Here is an 18,214-nt window from a genome sequence, read left to right as displayed (position 1 = left end):
CTACCTCGCGTCTCGGGTCAGCAGGGCGGCGAGCCCGGCCGCGGTGGGGGTACGGAAGAACTCGGCGATCGGGACGTCGGCCCCGAGCCGCTCGGCGATCCGCGTGCGCAGGACCACCAGCAGCATCGAATGCCCGCCGAGGGTGAACAGGTCGTCGTCGGCACCGACGGCCTCGACGTCCAGCACCTCCGCGAAGACTTCGCAGAGGGCCTTTTCCAGCGGTGCTTCCGGGGCCCGGCCGCGGGCGGCGAACCCGGGTGCGGGCAGGGCGGCCTGGTCGAGCTTCCCGTTGGGAGTCACCGGGAACTCCGCCAGCGGGACGATCGCCGCGGGCACCAGGTACGCCGGCAGCGACCGCGCCAGGAACTCCCGCAGCCGCGCCGGGTCCGCCGTCTCCGGCGTCGTGTACGCCACCAGGCGCTCCTCGCGGACGACCACCACCGCCCGGCCGACGTCGTCGTGGCGGGTCAGCGCCGTCTCGATCTCGCCCGGCTCGATCCGGAAGCCGCGGACCTTGACCTGCGCGTCGGTCCGGCCGAGGTACTCCAGCTGCCCGTCGGGCCGCCACCGCACGAGGTCGCCGGTGCGGTACATCCGCTCCCCCGGCGGCCCGAACGGATCGGCGACGAACCGTTCGGCGGTCCGCGCCGGACGTCCGCGGTAGCCGCGGGCCAGGCCCGCGCCCGCCAGGTACAGCTCGCCGGGAACGCCGGCCGGAACCGGGCTCAGCCCGTGGTCGAGCACGTACGCGCGGGCGTTGTGCACCGGACGGCCGATCACCGGCCGCTGGGCGTCACGGACCCGGCCGACCAGCGCGTCCACCGTGGCCTCCGTCGGGCCGTAGAGGTTGTACGCCTCCGTGCCCGGCAACGACCGCAAGGTCTCCCACAGCGGCTGCGAAACCGCTTCGCCGCCGACGCCGACGACACCGAGAGCACATTTGCCGTCTTCGACCACGCCCGCCTCGGCCAGCTGCGCGAAGTGCGACGGCGTGAGTTCGAGGAAGTCGAGCCCGCGCTCGCGCACCACCGCGGCGAGCCGGTCCGGGTCGCGGCGCGTGTCGTCGTCGACGACGTGCACCTCGTGCCCGTCGAGCAGCCACAGCTGCGGCTGCCACGACGCGTCGAAGAAGAACGCCCACGCGTGCCCGACGCGCAGCCGCCGCCCGCCGGCCGCCGCGACCGCCGGGCGGTAGAGCGTCGCGCGGTGGCTGTGGAACAGGTTCACCAGCGCCGAGTGCGGGACGACGACCCCCTTCGGCGTGCCCGTGGAGCCGGACGTGTAGAGCACGTACGCCGGGTTGGCCGGGGACGGCGGTGCCAGGCGCGCGTCACTGTCCACAACGTCACTGTCCACAATGTCCTCGACGAACAGGGTTCGCTCCGCGGGGACCCGATCGGCCAGTGCGCGGGTGGTCAGCACCAGCGCGGCACCGGAGTCGGCGAGCATCGCGGTGGTCCGGTCCACCGGCTGGTCCGGATCGATCGGCAGATATGCCGCGCCCGCCTTGAACACGCCGAAGATCGCCTCGACGACCGCCGCCGACCGCGGCAGCACCAGGGCCACGACCGTCTCGGGACCCGCGCCGTGCGCCGCCAGCCACCGGGCGAGGCGGCCGGTGCGCGCGCCGAACTCGGCGAAGGTGACGCTCGAGTTCGCGTCGCTCAGCGCGGTCGCGTCCGGGGTCGCCGCCACCTGCGCGGCCAGCCGGTCGACCACCGTGGGCGCGGCGGTCGTCAGCGGCGCGCCGCGGCCCCAGCCGGTCAGGATCCGGTGCCGCTCGGCCGCGTCGAGGACGTCGACCCGGCTCAGCGGCCGGTCCGGATCGGCCACGACCACGGCCAGCAGCCGCACCAGCCGCTCGGTGAGCGTCCGCGCGGCCGGCTCGTCGAAGAGGTCGACGCTGTAGGCGAGATCGCCGTCGATGCCGTCGGCGGTTTCGACCAGGTCGAAGGACAGGTCGAACTTCGCCTGCCGCAGGCCGGTGTCCCGGTGGGACGCGTCGAGCCCGAGGAGCCGTTCGGGGCCGGAGCCGGCGTGGTGGACGGTGAGCATGACCTGGAACAGCGGGTGCCGCGCCAGCGACCGGGCGGGGTTGAGCAGCTCGACGAGGTGCTCGAACGGCAGGTCCTGGTGGGCGTAGGCGGCGAGGTCGGCTTCGCGCACGCGCGCCAGCAGCTCCCGGAAGGTCGGGTCGCCTCCGGTGTCGGTCCGCAGCACCAGCGTGTTGACGAAGAACCCGGCGAGGTCCTCCAGCGCGTGGTCGCCGCGGCCGGCCACCGGCGTGCCGAGCGGGATGTCGGTGCCCGCGCCGAGCCGGGTCAGCAGCGCCGCGAGCGCCGCCTGCAGCACCATGAACGTGCTGGTGCCGTTGCCGTGCGCCAGCTCGCGCAGCCGGCGGTGGACGCCGCCGGGCACGGTGAACGGCACGGCGGCCCCGCGGCCGGTCGAGCGGGCCGGACGCGGCCGGTCCGCCGGCAGCGCCAGCTCGGCGGGCAGACCGGCGAGGGTGTCCCGCCAGAACGCCGCCTGGCGGCCGAGAACACTGTCCCGGTCGTCGGCGCGGCCGAACATCTCACGCTGCCACAGCGTGTAGTCCGCGTACTGCACCGGCAACGGCGTCCACTGTGGACTCTCGGCGCGCCGCCGCGCCGCGTACGCGGTGTCGAGGTCGCGCTTGAGCGGCGGGAGCGACCAGCCGTCGCCCGCGATGTGGTGCACCAGCAGGACGAACACGTGCCGCTCCGGCCCGGTGGACAAGAGCGTCGCCCGGATCGGGATCTCGGCGTCCAGGGCGAAGCAGTGGGACGCCGCGGCTTTGACGCGTCCGTCGAGGTCCGCCGGGGAAACGTCCTCGGTGACCAGCACCGGGTGCGCGTCGGCGAGCACGACCTGCCGCGGTGTGCCCTGTTCTTCGACCAGCAGCGTCCGCAGGACCTCGTGGCGCGTCACCACGTCGGTCAGCGCGGCTCGCAGGGCGCCGACGTCGACCGGGCCGGTCAGCTCCCACGCCCACGGGATGTTGTAGGTCGCGTTGCGCCCGTCCAGGCGGTCCAGGAACCACAGCCGCTGCTGCGCGAACGACAGCGGCAGCACCTCGGGCCGCTCGGCCGGGACCAGCGCCGGACGGCCACGGCGGCCGGGCTCGAGCAGCTCCGCGAGCCGGGCCGGGGTCGGCGCGTCGAACACCGCCCGGATCGGCACCTCGGCGCCGAGCCGCGCGCGGATGCGGCTGACCAGCCGGATCGCCAGCAGCGAATGCCCGCCGAGGGCGAAGAAGCCGTCGTCCGGGCCGACCACCGGAACACCGAGGACGTCGGCGAACAGCTCGCACAACGCCTGTTCGGACGGCGTCCGCGCGAGCCGCCCCGAGGTCCGCGCCCGCGGGTCCGGCAGGGCGGCGCGGTCGAGCTTGCCGTGGGCGTTCACCGGCAGCTCGGGCAGGACCACGACGGCCGACGGCACCAGGTACTCCGGCAGGCGCCCGGCGGCCAGCGCCCGCAGCGCATCCGGGTCGGCGCTGTCCCCGGCCGGTACGACGTAGGCGAGCAGCCGGTTCTCGCGGGCGATCACGACCGCGCGCGCCACCGAGGCGTCCGCCGTCAGCACGGCTTCCACCTCCCCCGGTTCGACGCGGAAGCCGCGGATCTTGACCTGCTCGTCGGCGCGGCCGAAAAACTCCACGGTGCCGTCGCGGCGGCGGCGGACCACGTCGCCGGTGCGGTACATCCGCTCCCCCGGCGGCCCGAACGGGTCGGCCACGAACCGTTGCGCGGTCAGGGCCGGACGGCCGAGGTAGCCGCGGGCCAGCCCGGCACCGGCCAGGTACAGCTCGCCGCGCACGCCCGGCGGCACCGGCCGCAGCGCGGCGTCGAGGACGTACGCGCGCGTGTTCGCGATCGGCCGCCCGATCGCCACCGAGCCGCCGCAGACGTGGGCCAGGCTGTCGCCCGCGGCTTCGGAACAGCCGTAGAGGTTGACCAGCTTCGCCGACGGCCACCGGCTCGCCACCTTCGTCACGAGCGCTGCCGACAGCGGCTCGCCGCTGGTGATCCACGTGGTCACGGAGCCGAACGCGCCGGCCGGGGCGTCCTCGGCGAAGCTGTCCAGCAGGCTCGGCACCACGGTGACGACCTGCGCGCCGGCCGCGCGCGCCAGTTCGGCGAGCGCGAGTGGGTCGGCGGCGGTCGCGTCGTCGGCGAGGACGACCGGGTCGCCCGCGACGAGGCCGCCGAGCAGCTCGGTCGACCCGTCGATGAACGTCAGCGCGCTCTTCGCGATCCGCACGCCCCGGGCGAGGTCACGGCCCCAGTGCAGCCGGTTGGCCAGCGCGCGCTGGGTTCCCGCGACCGCCTTCGGCCGTCCGGTCGAGCCCGAGGTGAAGATGACGTACGCCGGGTTTTGCGGATCGATCGACGGCCACGCCGCCGGTTCCGCCGCCGCCGCGGACGGCCGGACCAGACGGTCGCCGAAGCCGTCGTCGGCGATGACGAGGTGCGGGGCCGCGTCGGTGAGCATCACCTCGAGACGTTCCGGTGGGTGGTTGAGGTCCAGCGGCAGGTACGCGGCGCCGGTCTTGAGCACCGCCAGCAGCGCGGTGACCAGGTCTGCCGAGCGCGGCAGCGCGACCGCCACGACCCGCTCGGGTCCCGCGCCCCTGGCCAGCAACGCACGGGCGAGCGTCGTGGCCCGCGAGTCCAGCTCGGCGTAGGTGAGCCGCTCGGCGCCGGACACCACCGCGGTCGCGTCCGGCGTCCGCGCCACCTGTGCCGCGAACAGCCCGGCGGCCGTCTCGGCCGGCAGCGTCGTCGCCGGCGCGGCGGCGATCAGCTCGTGCTCGGCTTCGGTGAGCAGGCCGACCGCGCCGATCCGGGTGTCCGGGTCGGCGACGACGGCCCGCAGGAGCATCCGCAGCCGGTCCAGGATCGCTTCGACACTCGCGCGGTCGAAGACGTCGCTGTTGTATTCGGCGGTTCCGCGGATCCCGGCCTGGTGGCCGGGCCGCTCGCCGACGAAGAACGTCAGGTCGGCCCGGGCGGTGCCGGTGCGGACCGGTTCTTCGGCGACGGCCAGGCCGGGCAGCGCGACGTCGGCGACGGCGTTGTTCTGCCAGGCGAGCATGGTCTGGAACAGCGGGTGGTGGGCGAGCGACCGGGCCGGGTTCAGTGCCTCGACCAGCCGCTCGAACGGCACGTCCTGGTGGGCGTAGGCGTCCAGGCCGCGCTCGCGGACGCGGGCGACGAGCTCGCGGAACGTCGGGTCGCCCCCGGTGTCCACGCGCAGGACCAGCGTGTTGACGAAGAAGCCGACGAGGTCGTCGAGCGCCTGGTCGGTGCGCCCGGCGATGGACGTGCCGATCGGGATGTCGGTGCCCGCGCCGAGCCGGGTGAGCACCGCGGCCAGCCCGGCGTGCACGACCATGAACACGCTGGCCCCGCAGGCCCTGGCCAGCTCGACGAGCCCGCTGTGGAGGCCGGCGTCCCAGCCGAACGCGAACTGCTCACCGCGGTAGGACGCTTCGGCCGGGTGCGGCCGGTCGGTGGGCAGCTCGATCCGTTCGGGCAGCCCGGCGAGGACTTCGCGCCAGTAGGCCAGCTGCGGTTCGATCACCCGCGCACCGAGGACGTCCCGCTGCCACAGCGTGTAGTCGGCGTACTGGACCGGCAGTGGAGTCCACTGTGGAGCTTCGCCGGCGCGCCGGGCGGCGTAGGCCGTCGCGAGATCGCGCCACAGCGGTGCGGTCGACCAGCCGTCCGAGGCGATGTGGTGGAACACCAGCACGAGGACGTGCTCACGCGTGCCCAGCCGCAGCAGCTCGGCCCGCAGCGGGATCTCCGAGCCCAGCCGGAACACGGTGCCGGCGGCCGCCGACACGGCGTCGGCGAGCGTGGCTTCGGTGACCGTGCGGACGGGCAGCGGGACCGTGACGCCGGCGAGGACGTGCTGGCGGGGATCGCCGCCGATTTCGGGGAAAACGGTGCGCAGGGCTTCGTGGCGTTCGACCACATCGGACAGCGCCGCGCGCAGCGCCTCGGTGTCGAGGTCGCCGGTCAGCCGGACCGCCGTCGGCATGTTGTACGTCGCCGACGGGCCTTCCAGCCGGTGCAGGAACCACAGCCGCTGCTGGGCGAACGACAGCGGCACGACGTCCGGCCGCGGCTCGGCCCGCACCAGCGGCGGCCGGGCGGCCGCGGCGTCCGCCGCGGCGAGCAGGGTGGCCAGCCCGGCCACGGTCGGCGTCTCGAACACCGACCGGACCTGCAGCTCCACCCCGAACACCGCGCGCAGCCGCGCGACCAGGCGCGTCGCCAGCAGCGAATGGCCGCCCAGCGCGAAGAAGTCGTCGTCGACGCCGGGCGTGGCGGTGTCGAGCACCTCGGCGAACAGCCCGCAGAGGACTTCCTCGACCGGGGTCCGCGGCGCCCGGCCCGCCGGGACGGCCTCCCGGTCCGGGCTCGGCAGCGCCCGGCGGTCGAGCTTGCCCGACGCGAGCAGCGGGAGCCGGTCGAGCACCACGAACGCCGACGGCACCAGGTACTGCGGCAGCCGGTCGCGGACGTGCGCCCGCAGGGCCGCCACCAGCGCGCCGGTGTCACGCCGTCCGGCCGGGTGGTTGCCCAGCGCGGCGAGGGCGGCCCGGACCGGCCGGGCGCGGTGGATCCGCACCGGCTCGCCGGTCGTGAACACGACCTCCAGTGCGCCCGCGGCCGCGGGCGCCGAGCAGACGCGGTACCCGAGGCTCGCGCCGAGCTCGTGCAGCGCCTCCGGGTCCACTCCGGACGGATCGGCGTCCAACGCGGACAGTGCCGCGCCGGTGTCGCCTTCGGCCAGCGCGGCGACGGCGGCCAGTTCGCCCGACAGCCGGGCGTCCGGCACGCCGGTGACCCGCAGCCGCGCCGGGCGCTCGCCGAGCCGGCGCTCCAGCTCGGTCAGCGAGGTGAAGGCGACGACGTCTTCCTCGACCGGGCCGGCAGCCGGCGCCTTCCGCAGGACGACGTCGTAGCGGTGGCGGGTCAGCTCGTTGTGCGCCTTGCCGCGCTTGGCCCACAGGTCGACGTCGCCGAACCCGTCCAGTTCGCGGGCCAGTGCCGGGAAGAAGTCCGGGTCGAGCACCAGCTCGCCCTCGCGGGCGACGGCCTGGTCGACCGCGGCGGCGTCGGCCCGGCCGTGCCGCAGCTCGGTGGCCGTGCGGAAGGCCCGCAGCGAGCGCAGGTTCCGGATGTCGCCGAGGAAGATCACCCCGCCCGGCCGGACGTGGGCCGCGGCCGTGCGGACGACCTCGGCGAGGTAGCCGACGCTCGGGAAGTACTGGGCCACGGAGTTGACGATCACGGTGTCGAACGGCTCGTCCGGCAGCTCGCCGAGGTCGTGCGCCGGGCGGGCCGCGAGGTGCACCTTGCCGGCGTACGGCGTCGCGGCCAGCTCGCGCCGGAGGGTGGCGATGGCCTGCTCGGACAGGTCGACACCCCAGTACGCCTCGGCGTCCGGCGCGATGCGCGAGAGGATGAGCCCGCTGCCGACGCCGATTTCCAGCACCCGTTCCGGCCGCAGGGCGCGGATCCGCTCGACCGTCGCCGCGTGCCACTCGCGCATCTCGGCCAGCGGGATCGCGGAGCCGTCGTAGCTGGAGTTCCAGCCGGTGAAGTTCTCCTCGATCCCGCCGCCGGCCGCTTCGGTGAAGACGTTCTCGTGCAGCTCGCGCCACTCGCCGACGTGGTCCAGCTCCGCCGCTTCGTCGCGGCCGGCGGCCGGGACCGCGTAGGCGACGAGCTGCCCGTCCCGGGCGACGACCACCGACTGCCCGACGCGCGGGTGCTCGGCGAGCACCGCTTCGATCTCGCCCGGCTCGATCCGGTAACCGCGGATCTTGACCTGGTCGTCGGCCCGGCCGAGAAACACCAGCCGCCCGTCCGGCAGCCACCTCACCAGATCACCGGTACGGTAAAGCCGCCCGCCGGAGCCGAACGGGTCGGCCACGAACCGCTCCGCCGTCAGCCCCGGCCGACCCAGATACCCACGCGCCAGCCCCGATCCGGCCAGGTACAGCTCCCCCACCACGCCGGGCGGAACCGGCCGCAAGCCGGTGTCGAGGACGTACGCCCGGGTGCCGGGGTCGGGCACGCCGATCGGGACGACCGTCGCGTCCGCCAGCTCGGCCGGGTCGCTCTCGCCGAGCGTCGAGTTGGTGGTCGCCTCGGTCGGGCCGTAGGCGTTGAACATCCGCCGCCCCGGCGCCCACCGCTTCACCAGCTCCGGAGACACGCGTTCGGTCCCGGCCAGCAGCACGCTGTCCCGCGGCAGGTCGCAGTCCGCCGGCATCGCGTCGAGCAGCGCCGGGGGCAGGATCATGAAGTCGATGCCGTGGGCGAACGCGTATTCGCTCAGCGCCGGGCCGGCGACGCGCCGCTCGGCCGGGACGACGACCAGCCGTCCACCCGACAGCAGGCCCAGGCACAAGTCCCAGAAGGCGACGTCGAAACTCGGCGACGCGAACTGCAGCACCCGGCTGCGCGGACCGACCCCGAACCGCTCCACCTGCGTCGCGACCAGCTTCGCGACCCCCGAATGCTGGAGGACGACGCCCTTCGGCCGCCCGGACGAGCCGGACGTGTAGATCACGTAGGCCGCGTTCTCGGGCCTGACCGGGACGCCGGGGTCCTCAGCGGACATTCCGGCGAGCGCCGGGTCGTCGAGCAGCACGCGCGGCAGGCCCGCCGGCAGCTGGCCGCCGACTTCGCGCGTGGTGACCACGCACACCGGGCGCGCGTCCTCGACCATGAAGGCGATCCGGTCACCGGGGTAGTCGACGTCGACCGGCAGGTACGCGGCGCCTGCCTTGAGCACGGCCAGCTCCGCGACGATCATGTCCGCCGAGCGCGGGACGGCCAGCGCGACCACCCGCTCCGGCCCGGCGCCACGCGCGGCCAGCAGGTGCGCGAGCCGGTTGGCGCGGGCGTCGACCTCGGCGTAGGTCAGCTCGAGGTCCTCGAACACGAGCGCGACGGCGTCCGGTGCCTCGGCCACGCGGCGGCCGAACAGCCCGGGGAACGTCTCGGTGCCCGCCGGTTCGGGCGAACCGGCCCACTCGGTCAGCACCCGGTCGCGCTCGTCACCGGCCATCAGGTCCAGTGCGCCGAGCGGGCGGTCCGGCTCGGCCAGCGCGGCGCGCAGCAGCACTTCCAGGCGCCGCAGGATCGCGTCGGCGCCCGGGTGGTCGAAGACGTCGGCGTTGAACTCCAGCACTCCGGCGATCCCGGCCTCGCGCTCGGTCAGCGAGATCGCCAGGTCGAACTTCGACGTCCCGGTGGTCACCGGGATCTCCGTGACCGTCAGGCCGGGCAGGGCGACGTCGGCGCGGGCGTTGTTCTGCCCGGCGATCATCACCTGGAACAGCGGGTGGTAGGACAGCGACCGGGCCGGGTTCAGCACCTCGACCAGCCGCTCGAACGGCACGTCCTGGTGCGCGTAGGCGTCCAGGTTGCGCTCGCGCACACGCCCCACCAGATCGCGGAACGACGGGTCACCGCTCGTGTCCACGCGCAGGACCAGCGTATTGACGAAGAACCCGACCAAGTCGTCCAGCGCCGGGTCCGTGCGCCCGGCGATCGGCGAGCCGATCGGCACGTCGGTGCCCGCGCCCAGCCGGGTGAGCAGACCGGCGAGCGCCGCGTGGACGACCATGAAGACGCTGGCGCCGCAGTCCCGCGCGAGGGACGCGATCCCCGCGTGCAGATCGGCGTCCCAGGTGAAGGTGTGCAGCTCACCGCGGAAGGTCGCGGTGGCCGGGTGGGGCCGGTCGAGCGGCAGCTCGATGCGTTCCGGCAGGCCGTCCAGGGTCTCCCGCCAGTAGTCGAGCTGCGTGCTCAGCAGGCTGCGGGGGTCGTCCTCGCTGCCCAGCAGGTCCTGGTGCCACAGCGTGTAGTCGGCGTACTGCACCGGCAACGGCGTCCACTGCGGAGCTTCGCCGGCGCGCCGGGCGGTGTAGGCCGCGGCCAGGTCGCGCCAGAGCGGGGCCATCGACCAGCCGTCGGAGGCGATGTGGTGGAAGACGAGCGCCAGGACGTGCTCACGCGCGCCCAGCCGCAGCAGCTCCACGCGCATCGGCGCGTGCCGTTCGAGGTCGAACGGACCGCGGACGAGCCCGGTCAGCGCCTCGTCGAGGCCGGTCACGGCGCGCACCGGGAGATCGACCTCCCCGGCGGGAAGGACGTCCTGGTACGGGACGCCGTCCCGCTGCGGGAACCGCGTCCGCAGCGCTTCGTGGCGGGCGACCACATCGGACAGCGCGGCCCGCAGCGCGTCGACGTCGAGGTCGCCTTCGAGCCGCATGACCAGCGGCACGTTGTAGGTCGCCGACGGGCCTTCGAGGTGGTGCAGGAACCACAGCCGCTGCTGCGCGCCCGACAGCGGCACCGGCGCCGGGCGGTCCCGCGGGACCAGTGGCGGCCGCGCGGTCCCGCTCCTCGTGGCGAGCAGCCCGGCCAGGCCGGCGGGCGTCGGCGTCTCGAACACCGAGCGGACTTCCAGCTCGGCGTGCAGCGTCGCGCGGATGCGGGCGATCAGGCGGGTGGCCAGCAGGGAATGGCCGCCGAGGGTGAAGAAGCTGTCGTCCGGGCCGACCCGCGGCAGCCCCAGGACCTCGGCGAACAGCTCGCACAGCTGCCGCTCGGCCGGCGTGCGGGGCTCCCGGTCCGACGTCGGCACGGCCGGGTCCGGCGACGGGAGCGCGCGGCGGTCCAGCTTGCCGTTGGCCGTCACCGGCAACGCGTCGAGCACGACGATCGCCGAAGGCACCATGTGCTCGGGCAGCCGGGCGGCGGCCAGCGCCCGCAGGTCCGCGGTGAGGGTGCTGGCCCGGCGGAAGCGCCCGGGGCTGCCGGTGTAGGACAGCAGCGGCCCGGAGCCGGGCCGGAACGCGCCGGCGGTCTCGCCGGTCGTGAACACGACGTCGACCGAGCCGTCGCCCGCGGCGGACCAGGTGACGACCGTGCGGTGGCCGTGGGTCTCGCCGAGGACGTACCAGTCTTCGGGGTCGACGCCGTCCCCGATCCGGGCGTTGGGGACGCCTTCGACGCGCAGCCCGGCGCCGAGCCGCGCCGCCACTTCATCCACAGTGGACACGTCGGTGCCCCAAGCGAGCACCGGCAGGTCCGGCGCCGGAGCCGCTCCCGGGCGCAGGACGACGTCGTAGCGGAACTGGGTCAGCTCGTTGACCGCACGACCGCGCTTGACGCGGATGTCCGCGGCGATCCCGTCCAGGCCGGCGAAGAACTCCGGGGCGACGAGAAGCTCCTTCTCCCGTAGGAGGCGCTGCTCGACGTCGCCTCCGCGGGCCCGGGCGACCGCGGTGTGGAACGCGCGGACCTGGCGCAGGTCACGGACGTCGCCGACGAACACCGACCCGTCCGGCGCGAGCAGGCCGGCGGCCTTGCGCAGGACGTCCAGCAGATACGTCCCGCTCGGGAAGTACTGGACGACCGAGTTGAGCACGATCGTGTCGAAGAACCTGGACGGCAGGCCGGTGACGTCGGCGGCGTCCCGGGTACGCAGCTCGACGCGCCCGGCGAGCACCGGGTCGGCCGCGACGCGGCCGCCGAGCGAGGCGATCACCTCGGCGGAGAAGTCCGTGCCCCAGTAGGTCTCGCAGTGCGGCGCCAGCTCGGTGAGCAGCAGGCCGGTCCCGACGCCGATCTCCAGCACGCGCCGCGGGCGCAGCTCGCGGATCCGCGTGACGATCGCGTCCCGCCACTCCACCATCTCCGCGCGCGGGATCGGCTCGCCGGTGTAGCTGGAGGTCCAGCCGGCGAACTCGTCGCCGTCGCCGGAGTACATCGAGTCGTACAGCGCGCGCCACTCGCCGACCCGTTCGGTCTCTTCTTCGGCCGACGTGGCGGTGCCGGCCGGCACGACGTAGGCGACCAACCGGACGTCGCCGGGCCGGTCCTCGCGGGCCAGGACCGCGGCGTGGGCGACGCCGTCGTGCGTGGCGAGCGTCGTGGCGATCTCGCCGGGTTCGACGCGGAAGCCGCGGATCTTGATCTGCTCGTCGGCGCGGCCGAGGAATTCGAGGACGCCGTCGGGGCGGAAGCGCGCGAGGTCGCCGGTGCGGTACATCCGCGAGCCCGGCGGGCCGTACGGGTCGGCGACGAACCGCTCCGCGGTCAGCCCGGGCCGGCCGAGGTAGCCGCGGGCGAGCTGGACACCGGCCAGGTACAGCTCGCCGGCGGTGCCCGGCGGCACCGGGCGCAGGGCACCGTCCAGCACGTACGTCCGGGTGTTCCACACCGGACGTCCGATCGGGACACCCGGCTCCCCGGCGGACGTCCGCCACGCCGTCACGTCGACCGAAGCTTCGGTGGGGCCGTACAGGTTGTGCAGTTCGGCGTGGAGGACCCGGCTGAACTGTGTCACCGTGTCCGGCGGCAGCGCCTCACCGCTGCAGAGGACGCGGCGAAGGCCGGTGCACTCCCGCGCCACGGGCTCCGGCAGGAACGCCTGGAGCATCGACGGGACGAAGTGGACGGTCGTGACGCCGCGGTCGCGGACGAGCCGCGCGAGGTAGGCGGGGTCCTGGTGGCCGCCGGGCCGGGCCAGGACCTCCGTGGCGCCGGTGACCAGCGGCCAGAGGAACTCCCACACCGAGACGTCGAAGCTGGACGGCGTCTTCTGCAGCACGCGGTCGTCGCCGGTCAGGCCGTACTCGTCCTGCATCCACAGCAGCCGGTTGACGATGCCCTCGTGCGGCACGACGACCCCCTTGGGGCGGCCCGTCGACCCGGACGTGTAGATGACGTAGGCCGGGTTCCCGGGCCGGAGCGTGACACCGGTCAGCGGCGCGGCCGGGACGCCGGCGACGACCTCCGGATCGTCCACGAGGAGCGCGCCGTCGACAGCCGTGTCCGCCGTCGCCAGCACGAGCGCCGGGCGGGCGTCCTCGAGCATGAAGGCGATGCGCTCGGCCGGGTAGCCGGGGTCGAGCGGCAGGTAGGCGGCGCCGGTCTTGAGCACCGCGAGGATCGCCGTCACCAGATGGGCCGAGCGGGGCAGGGCCAGTGCGACCACCCGTTCGGGCCCGGCACCCCGCTCGGCCAGCACGCGGGCGAGGCGGTTCGAGCCGGTGTCCAGCTCGGCGTAGGTCAGTGCCTCGTCCTCGAAGACCAGCGCGGTGGCGTCCGGGGTCCGCGCGACCTGGGCGGCGAACAGCTCGGGCACGGTCACCGCCGGGACGTCGGCGGCGGCGCCCGACCAGAGCGCGGGCAGGGCGGCGCGTTCGGCCGGGGTCAGCACGTCGAGCGAACCCAGGCGGCGATCGGGGGCCGCGACCACTTGGCGCAGCAGCACTTCGAGGCGGTCCAGGATGGCCGTCACGGTCGCCCGGTCGAACACCTCGCTGTTGAACTCGGCCTGGCCGTGGATGGCGCCGGCCCGTTCGGTGAAGGAGAACCAGAGGTCGAACTTGGCGGTGCCGGTGCCGACGGGCCGCTCGGTGACGGTCAGCCCGGGCAGCTCGACCCCGGCGGCCGGCGTGTTCTGCCAGGCGAGCATCGTCTGGAACAGCGGGTGGTGCGCCAGCGACCGGGCCGGGTTCAGCACCTCGACCAGCCGCTCGAACGGCACGTCCTGGTGGGCGTAGGCATCGAGGTTGCGCTCGCGCACACGGGCCACCAGATCGCGGAACGACGGGTCACCGCTCGTGTCCACGCGCAGGACCAGCGTGTTGACGAAGAACCCGACCAAGTCGTCCAGCGCCGGGTCGGTGCGCCCGGCGATCGGGGTGCCGATCGGCACGTCGGTGCCCGCGCCCAGCCGGGTGAGCAGAGCGGTCAGGCCCGCGTGCACGACCATGAACGGGCTGGCGCCGCACGTCCGCGCGAGGTCGGACAGGCCGGCCCGCAGCCCGGCGTCCCAGGTGAAGGTGAAGAACTCGCCGCGGTAGGCGGACACCGCCGGGTGCGGCCGGTCCAGCGGCAGCGGGATGCGCTCCGGCAGCCCGGCCAGTGCCGTGCGCCAGTAGTTCAGCTGGGCCGGCTCTTCGGTGGCGAGGAGATCGCGTTGCCACAAGGTGTAGTCGGCGTACTGCACCGGCAACGGCGTCCACTGTGGAGCTTCGCCGCGCAGCCGGGCGCGGTAGGCCGTGGCGACGTCACGCCAGAGCGGGGCCAGCGACCAGCCGTCGGCGGCGATGTGGTGCACGACGAGGACCAGCACGTGCCGCCGCGGGTCGACGGACAGCAGCGCGGCCCGCACGGGAACCCCGGCACCGAGGTCGAACCCGCCGCGGACCAGCTCGTCCACCGCGGAGTCCACTTCGGACCCGGGCACCGTGCGGACGGCCAGCTCCACCGTCGCTTCGGCGAGGATTCGCTGGTACGGCACGCCACCGGCGGCCGGGAACACCGTGCGCAGCGCCTCGTGCCTGCCGGTGACGTCGGACAGCGCCGCGCGCAGCGCCTCGACGTCCAGCTCGCCGGCCAGCCGCAGCACCAGCGGGACGTTGTAGGTCGCCGACCCGCCCTCGAGCCCGTGCAGGAACCAGAGCCGCTGCTGCGCGAACGACAGCGGCAGCCGCTCAGGCCGCGCGGCGGCGCGGGTGAGCGGGCGCCGTCCCGTGCCGGTCGCCGCCCCGGCCAGGAAGTCCGCGAGCGCGGCCGGGGTGGGCGCGTCGAACACCGCCCGCACCGGCACCTCGGCACCGGCGGCCGCGCGGACGCGCTGGACCAGCCGGGTCGCGAGCAGGGAGTGGCCGCCGAGGGCGACGAAGTCGTCGTCGGGCCCAGCCTGCGGCAGCCCGAGGACGTCGGCGAACAGCTCGCACAGCAGCTGCTCGACCGGGTTGCGCGGCGCGCGGCCCGGCCCGGCCGTGAACCCTCCGGGGCTGGGCAGGGCCTTGCGGTCGAGCTTGCCGGAGGTGAGCACCGGCAGCTTGTCCAGCACGACGAACGCCGACGGCACCATGTACTGCGGCAGCCGGTCCCGCAGGTGCGCGCGCAGCGACGCCACCAGCGCTCCGGTTTCCCGCCGCGCCGCCGGGTTGTTCGCGTACGACGCCGGGGTGGCCGAAGCGCGCGCCGGACGGTAGGCCGGGGAGCCGTCGCCGCTCTTGGTGAAGACGGCCTCCAGCTCGCCCGTCTCGGCGGCCCACGTCACCGCCACCCGGTAGCCCGCGCGTCCGCCGAGCCGGTGCAGGGCTTCCGGTTCGACACCGTCACGGCGTTCCAGCGCGGCGAGTGCTCCCTCGGCGTCCCCTTCGTCGAGCGCGCGCACCGCGGCGAGTTCGCCGGACAGGCGCGCGTCCGGGATTCCGGTGACGCGCAGCCGCTCCGGCGCGTCGGCGGCCAGGAACCGTTCCACCGCACCGAGATCCCCGTACGCGACGACCTGTTCGCCCGCCGGGGCCCGCGGCGGGGACTTCCGCAGGACGACGTCGTAGCGGTGGCGGGTCAGCTCGTTGTGCGCCTTGCCGCGTTTCACCCAGAGGTCGACGTCGCCGAACCCGTCCAGTTCGCGGGCCAGTGCCGGGAAGAAGTCCGGGTCGAGCACCAGCTCGCCCTCGCGGGCGACGGCCTGGTCGACCGCGGCGCCATCGGCCCGGCCGTGGCGCAGCTCGACGGCGGTGCGGAACGCGCGCAGCGACCGGAGGTTGCGGATGTCGCCGAGGAAGATCGTGCCCCCGGGGGCCAGGCGAGCGGCCGCGGCCCGGACGACTTCGGTGAGGTAGCCCGCGCTCGGGAAGTACTGGGCCACGGAGTTGACGATCACGGTGTCGAACGGCTCGTCCGGCAGCTCGCCGAGGTCGTGCGCCGGACGGGCGGCCAGGTGCACGCGGTCGGCGAAGGGCAGCCCGGCGACCTCGCGCCGGACGTTCGCGATCGCGCTCTCGGACAGATCGACACCCCAGTACGCCTCGGCGTCCGGCGCGATGCGCGAGAGGATGAGCCCGCTGCCGACGCCGATTTCCAGCACCCGTTCCGGCCGCAGGGCGCGGATCCGTTCGACCGTCGCCGCGTGCCACTCCCGCATCTCGGCCAGGGGCAGCTCCGCGCCGTCGTAGCTGGAGTTCCAGCCGGCGAAGTTCTCCTCGATGCCGGACGAGCTGGCGAGCATCTCCTCGTGGACGGCCCGCCACTGCGCGACGTGGGTTTCCTCGGCCGCCGGGTCGCGGTCCGGCACCGGCACGGCGTAGGCGACGAGCTGCCCGTCCCGGGCGACGACGACCGACTGCCCGACGCGCGGGTGCTCGGCGAGCACCGCTTCGATCTCGCCCGGCTCGATCCGGTAACCGCGGATCTTGACCTGGTCGTCGGCCCGGCCGAGAAACACCAGCCGCCCGTCCGGCAGCCACTTCACCAGATCACCGGTACGGTAAAGCCGCCCGCCGGAGCCGAACGGGTCGGCCACGAACCGCTCCGCCGTCAGCCCCGGCCGACCCAGGTACCCACGCGCCAGCCCCGATCCGGCCAGGTACAGCTCCCCCACCACGCCGGGCGGAACCGGGGCGAGGTGCGCGTCGAGGACGTAAGCGCGCGTGCCCGGGTCCGGGACACCGATCGGCACGGCCGAGCCGGGCGCGATCTCCGGGTCGCACCGGCCGAGCGTCGAGTTGGTCGTGGCCTCGGTCGGGCCGTAGGCGTTGAACATCCGCCGCCCCGGCGCCCACCGCTTCACCAGCTCCGCAGACACCCGCTCGGTCCCGGCCAGCAGCACGCTGTCCCGCGGCAGCTCACAGTTCCCGGGGAACTCCGCGAGCAGCGCGGGCGGCAGGATCATGAAGTCGACGCCCTTGGCGTGCGCGTACTCGGCCAGCGCCGGACCGGGAACGCGCCGCTCGGCCGGGACGACGACCAGCCGTCCACCCGACAGCAGGCCCAGGCACAAGTCCCAGAAGGCGACGTCGAAACTCGGCGACGCGAACTGCAGCACCCGGCTGCGCGGACCGACCCCGAACCGCTCCACCTGCGTCGCAACCAGCTTCGCGACCCCCGCGTGCGAGACCACGACACCTTTCGGCCGACCGGTGGAACCGGACGTGTAGATCACGTATGCCGCGTTGGCGGGGACGATGCCCGGCGCCGGATCTGTCGCCGGGGCGCCGCCGAGGTCCACCTCGTCCAGGCACAGGACGTCGCCGTCGAAGCCGCCGGCGAGATCGCTCGTGGTGACGACGCAGACCGGCCGCGCGTCGGCGACCGTGAACGCGATCCGCCCGGCCGGGTGGTCGGGGTCCAGCGGCAGGTACGCCGCTCCCGCCTTGAGGACGGCCAGCTCCGCGACGATCATGTCCGCCGAGCGCGGGACCGCCAGCGCGACCACACGCTCGGGTCCCGCGCCGCGTCCGATGAGGACGTGGGCGAGCCGGTTGGCCCGCGCGTCCAGCTCGGCGTAGGTCAGCTCCTCGTCCTCGAAGACGAGCGCGACGGCGTCCGGTGCTTCGCGGACGCGGGCGGCGAACAGCTCGGGCAGCGTCGACAGCGGCGTGTCGAGGTCCGTGTCGTTCCACTCTTCGAGAATCCGGCGCAGCTCCGGCCCGGGCAGCAGGTCCAGCCGCGCGACCGGCCACTGTGGACGGTCCAGCGCGTCGGCCAGCAGGTGCCCGAGGTGGCCGATCATGCGGTCCACAGTGGACTCGTCGAGGACGTCGGCGCGGTACCGCACGCCGTCCGGGGTGAGGTTGAGGTCGAGGGGCAGGTCGGTAGCGGCGCCGAAGCCGACGTTGACGAGCACCGATCCCCCGCGGCCGGGCTCGGGCCGCAACGCGGCGACCAGGTCACCGAACGGAACTTCGTGCCGCAGTGCCGCTTCACGCGCCTCACGCACACGCGTGACGACGTCGGCGAAGCCGGGCGAGCCCCCGAGGTCCACCCGCAGCGGCACCAGGGCGCCGATGCCGAGCACGACGTCCACGGTTCCCGCATAACGCGACAGCAGCACGACGAAAGCCGAGAGGAGGGTCAGTTCGTCCGCCGCGGGCAGCGGCCGCGTCAGCCGGGCGAAGACGGGCTCGGCGGCGTGCGGCCGGTCGGCCGGCAACGGGAGTTCCTCCGGCGCCGAGGCGAGCCGGTCACGCCAGTAGTCGAGCTCCGCCACCTGCTGCACAGCGTCACCGTTGCTCACCGGTAGACCAGCCTCCCGCCGCTCACGGCACCCCGATCGAGGCGCCAACTTAGGTGCCCTAACAAACGGAGGGTGCAGACGCACTCCTGTACCATCGGTTAGC

The 18,214-nt window shown here is 74.5% G+C and carries 1 protein-coding gene; it reads right to left on the bottom strand.

The window, feature by feature from the left end:
* Window positions 1-18,111 carry a non-ribosomal peptide synthetase gene (locus BT341_RS25695; protein WP_072478716.1) on the bottom strand — a complete coding sequence of 6,037 codons (18,111 nt, stop codon included), beginning with the start codon at window positions 18,109-18,111 and terminating at the stop codon, window positions 1-3.
* Window positions 18,112-18,214: the final 103 nt, after the last annotated feature.

It is taken from the genome of Amycolatopsis australiensis (genome assembly GCF_900119165.1).
Lineage (GTDB): Bacteria > Actinomycetota > Actinomycetes > Mycobacteriales > Pseudonocardiaceae > Amycolatopsis > Amycolatopsis australiensis.
The sequence above is the reverse complement of the archived record's forward strand: the minus strand, read 5'-3'. Positions and strand labels throughout refer to the sequence as shown.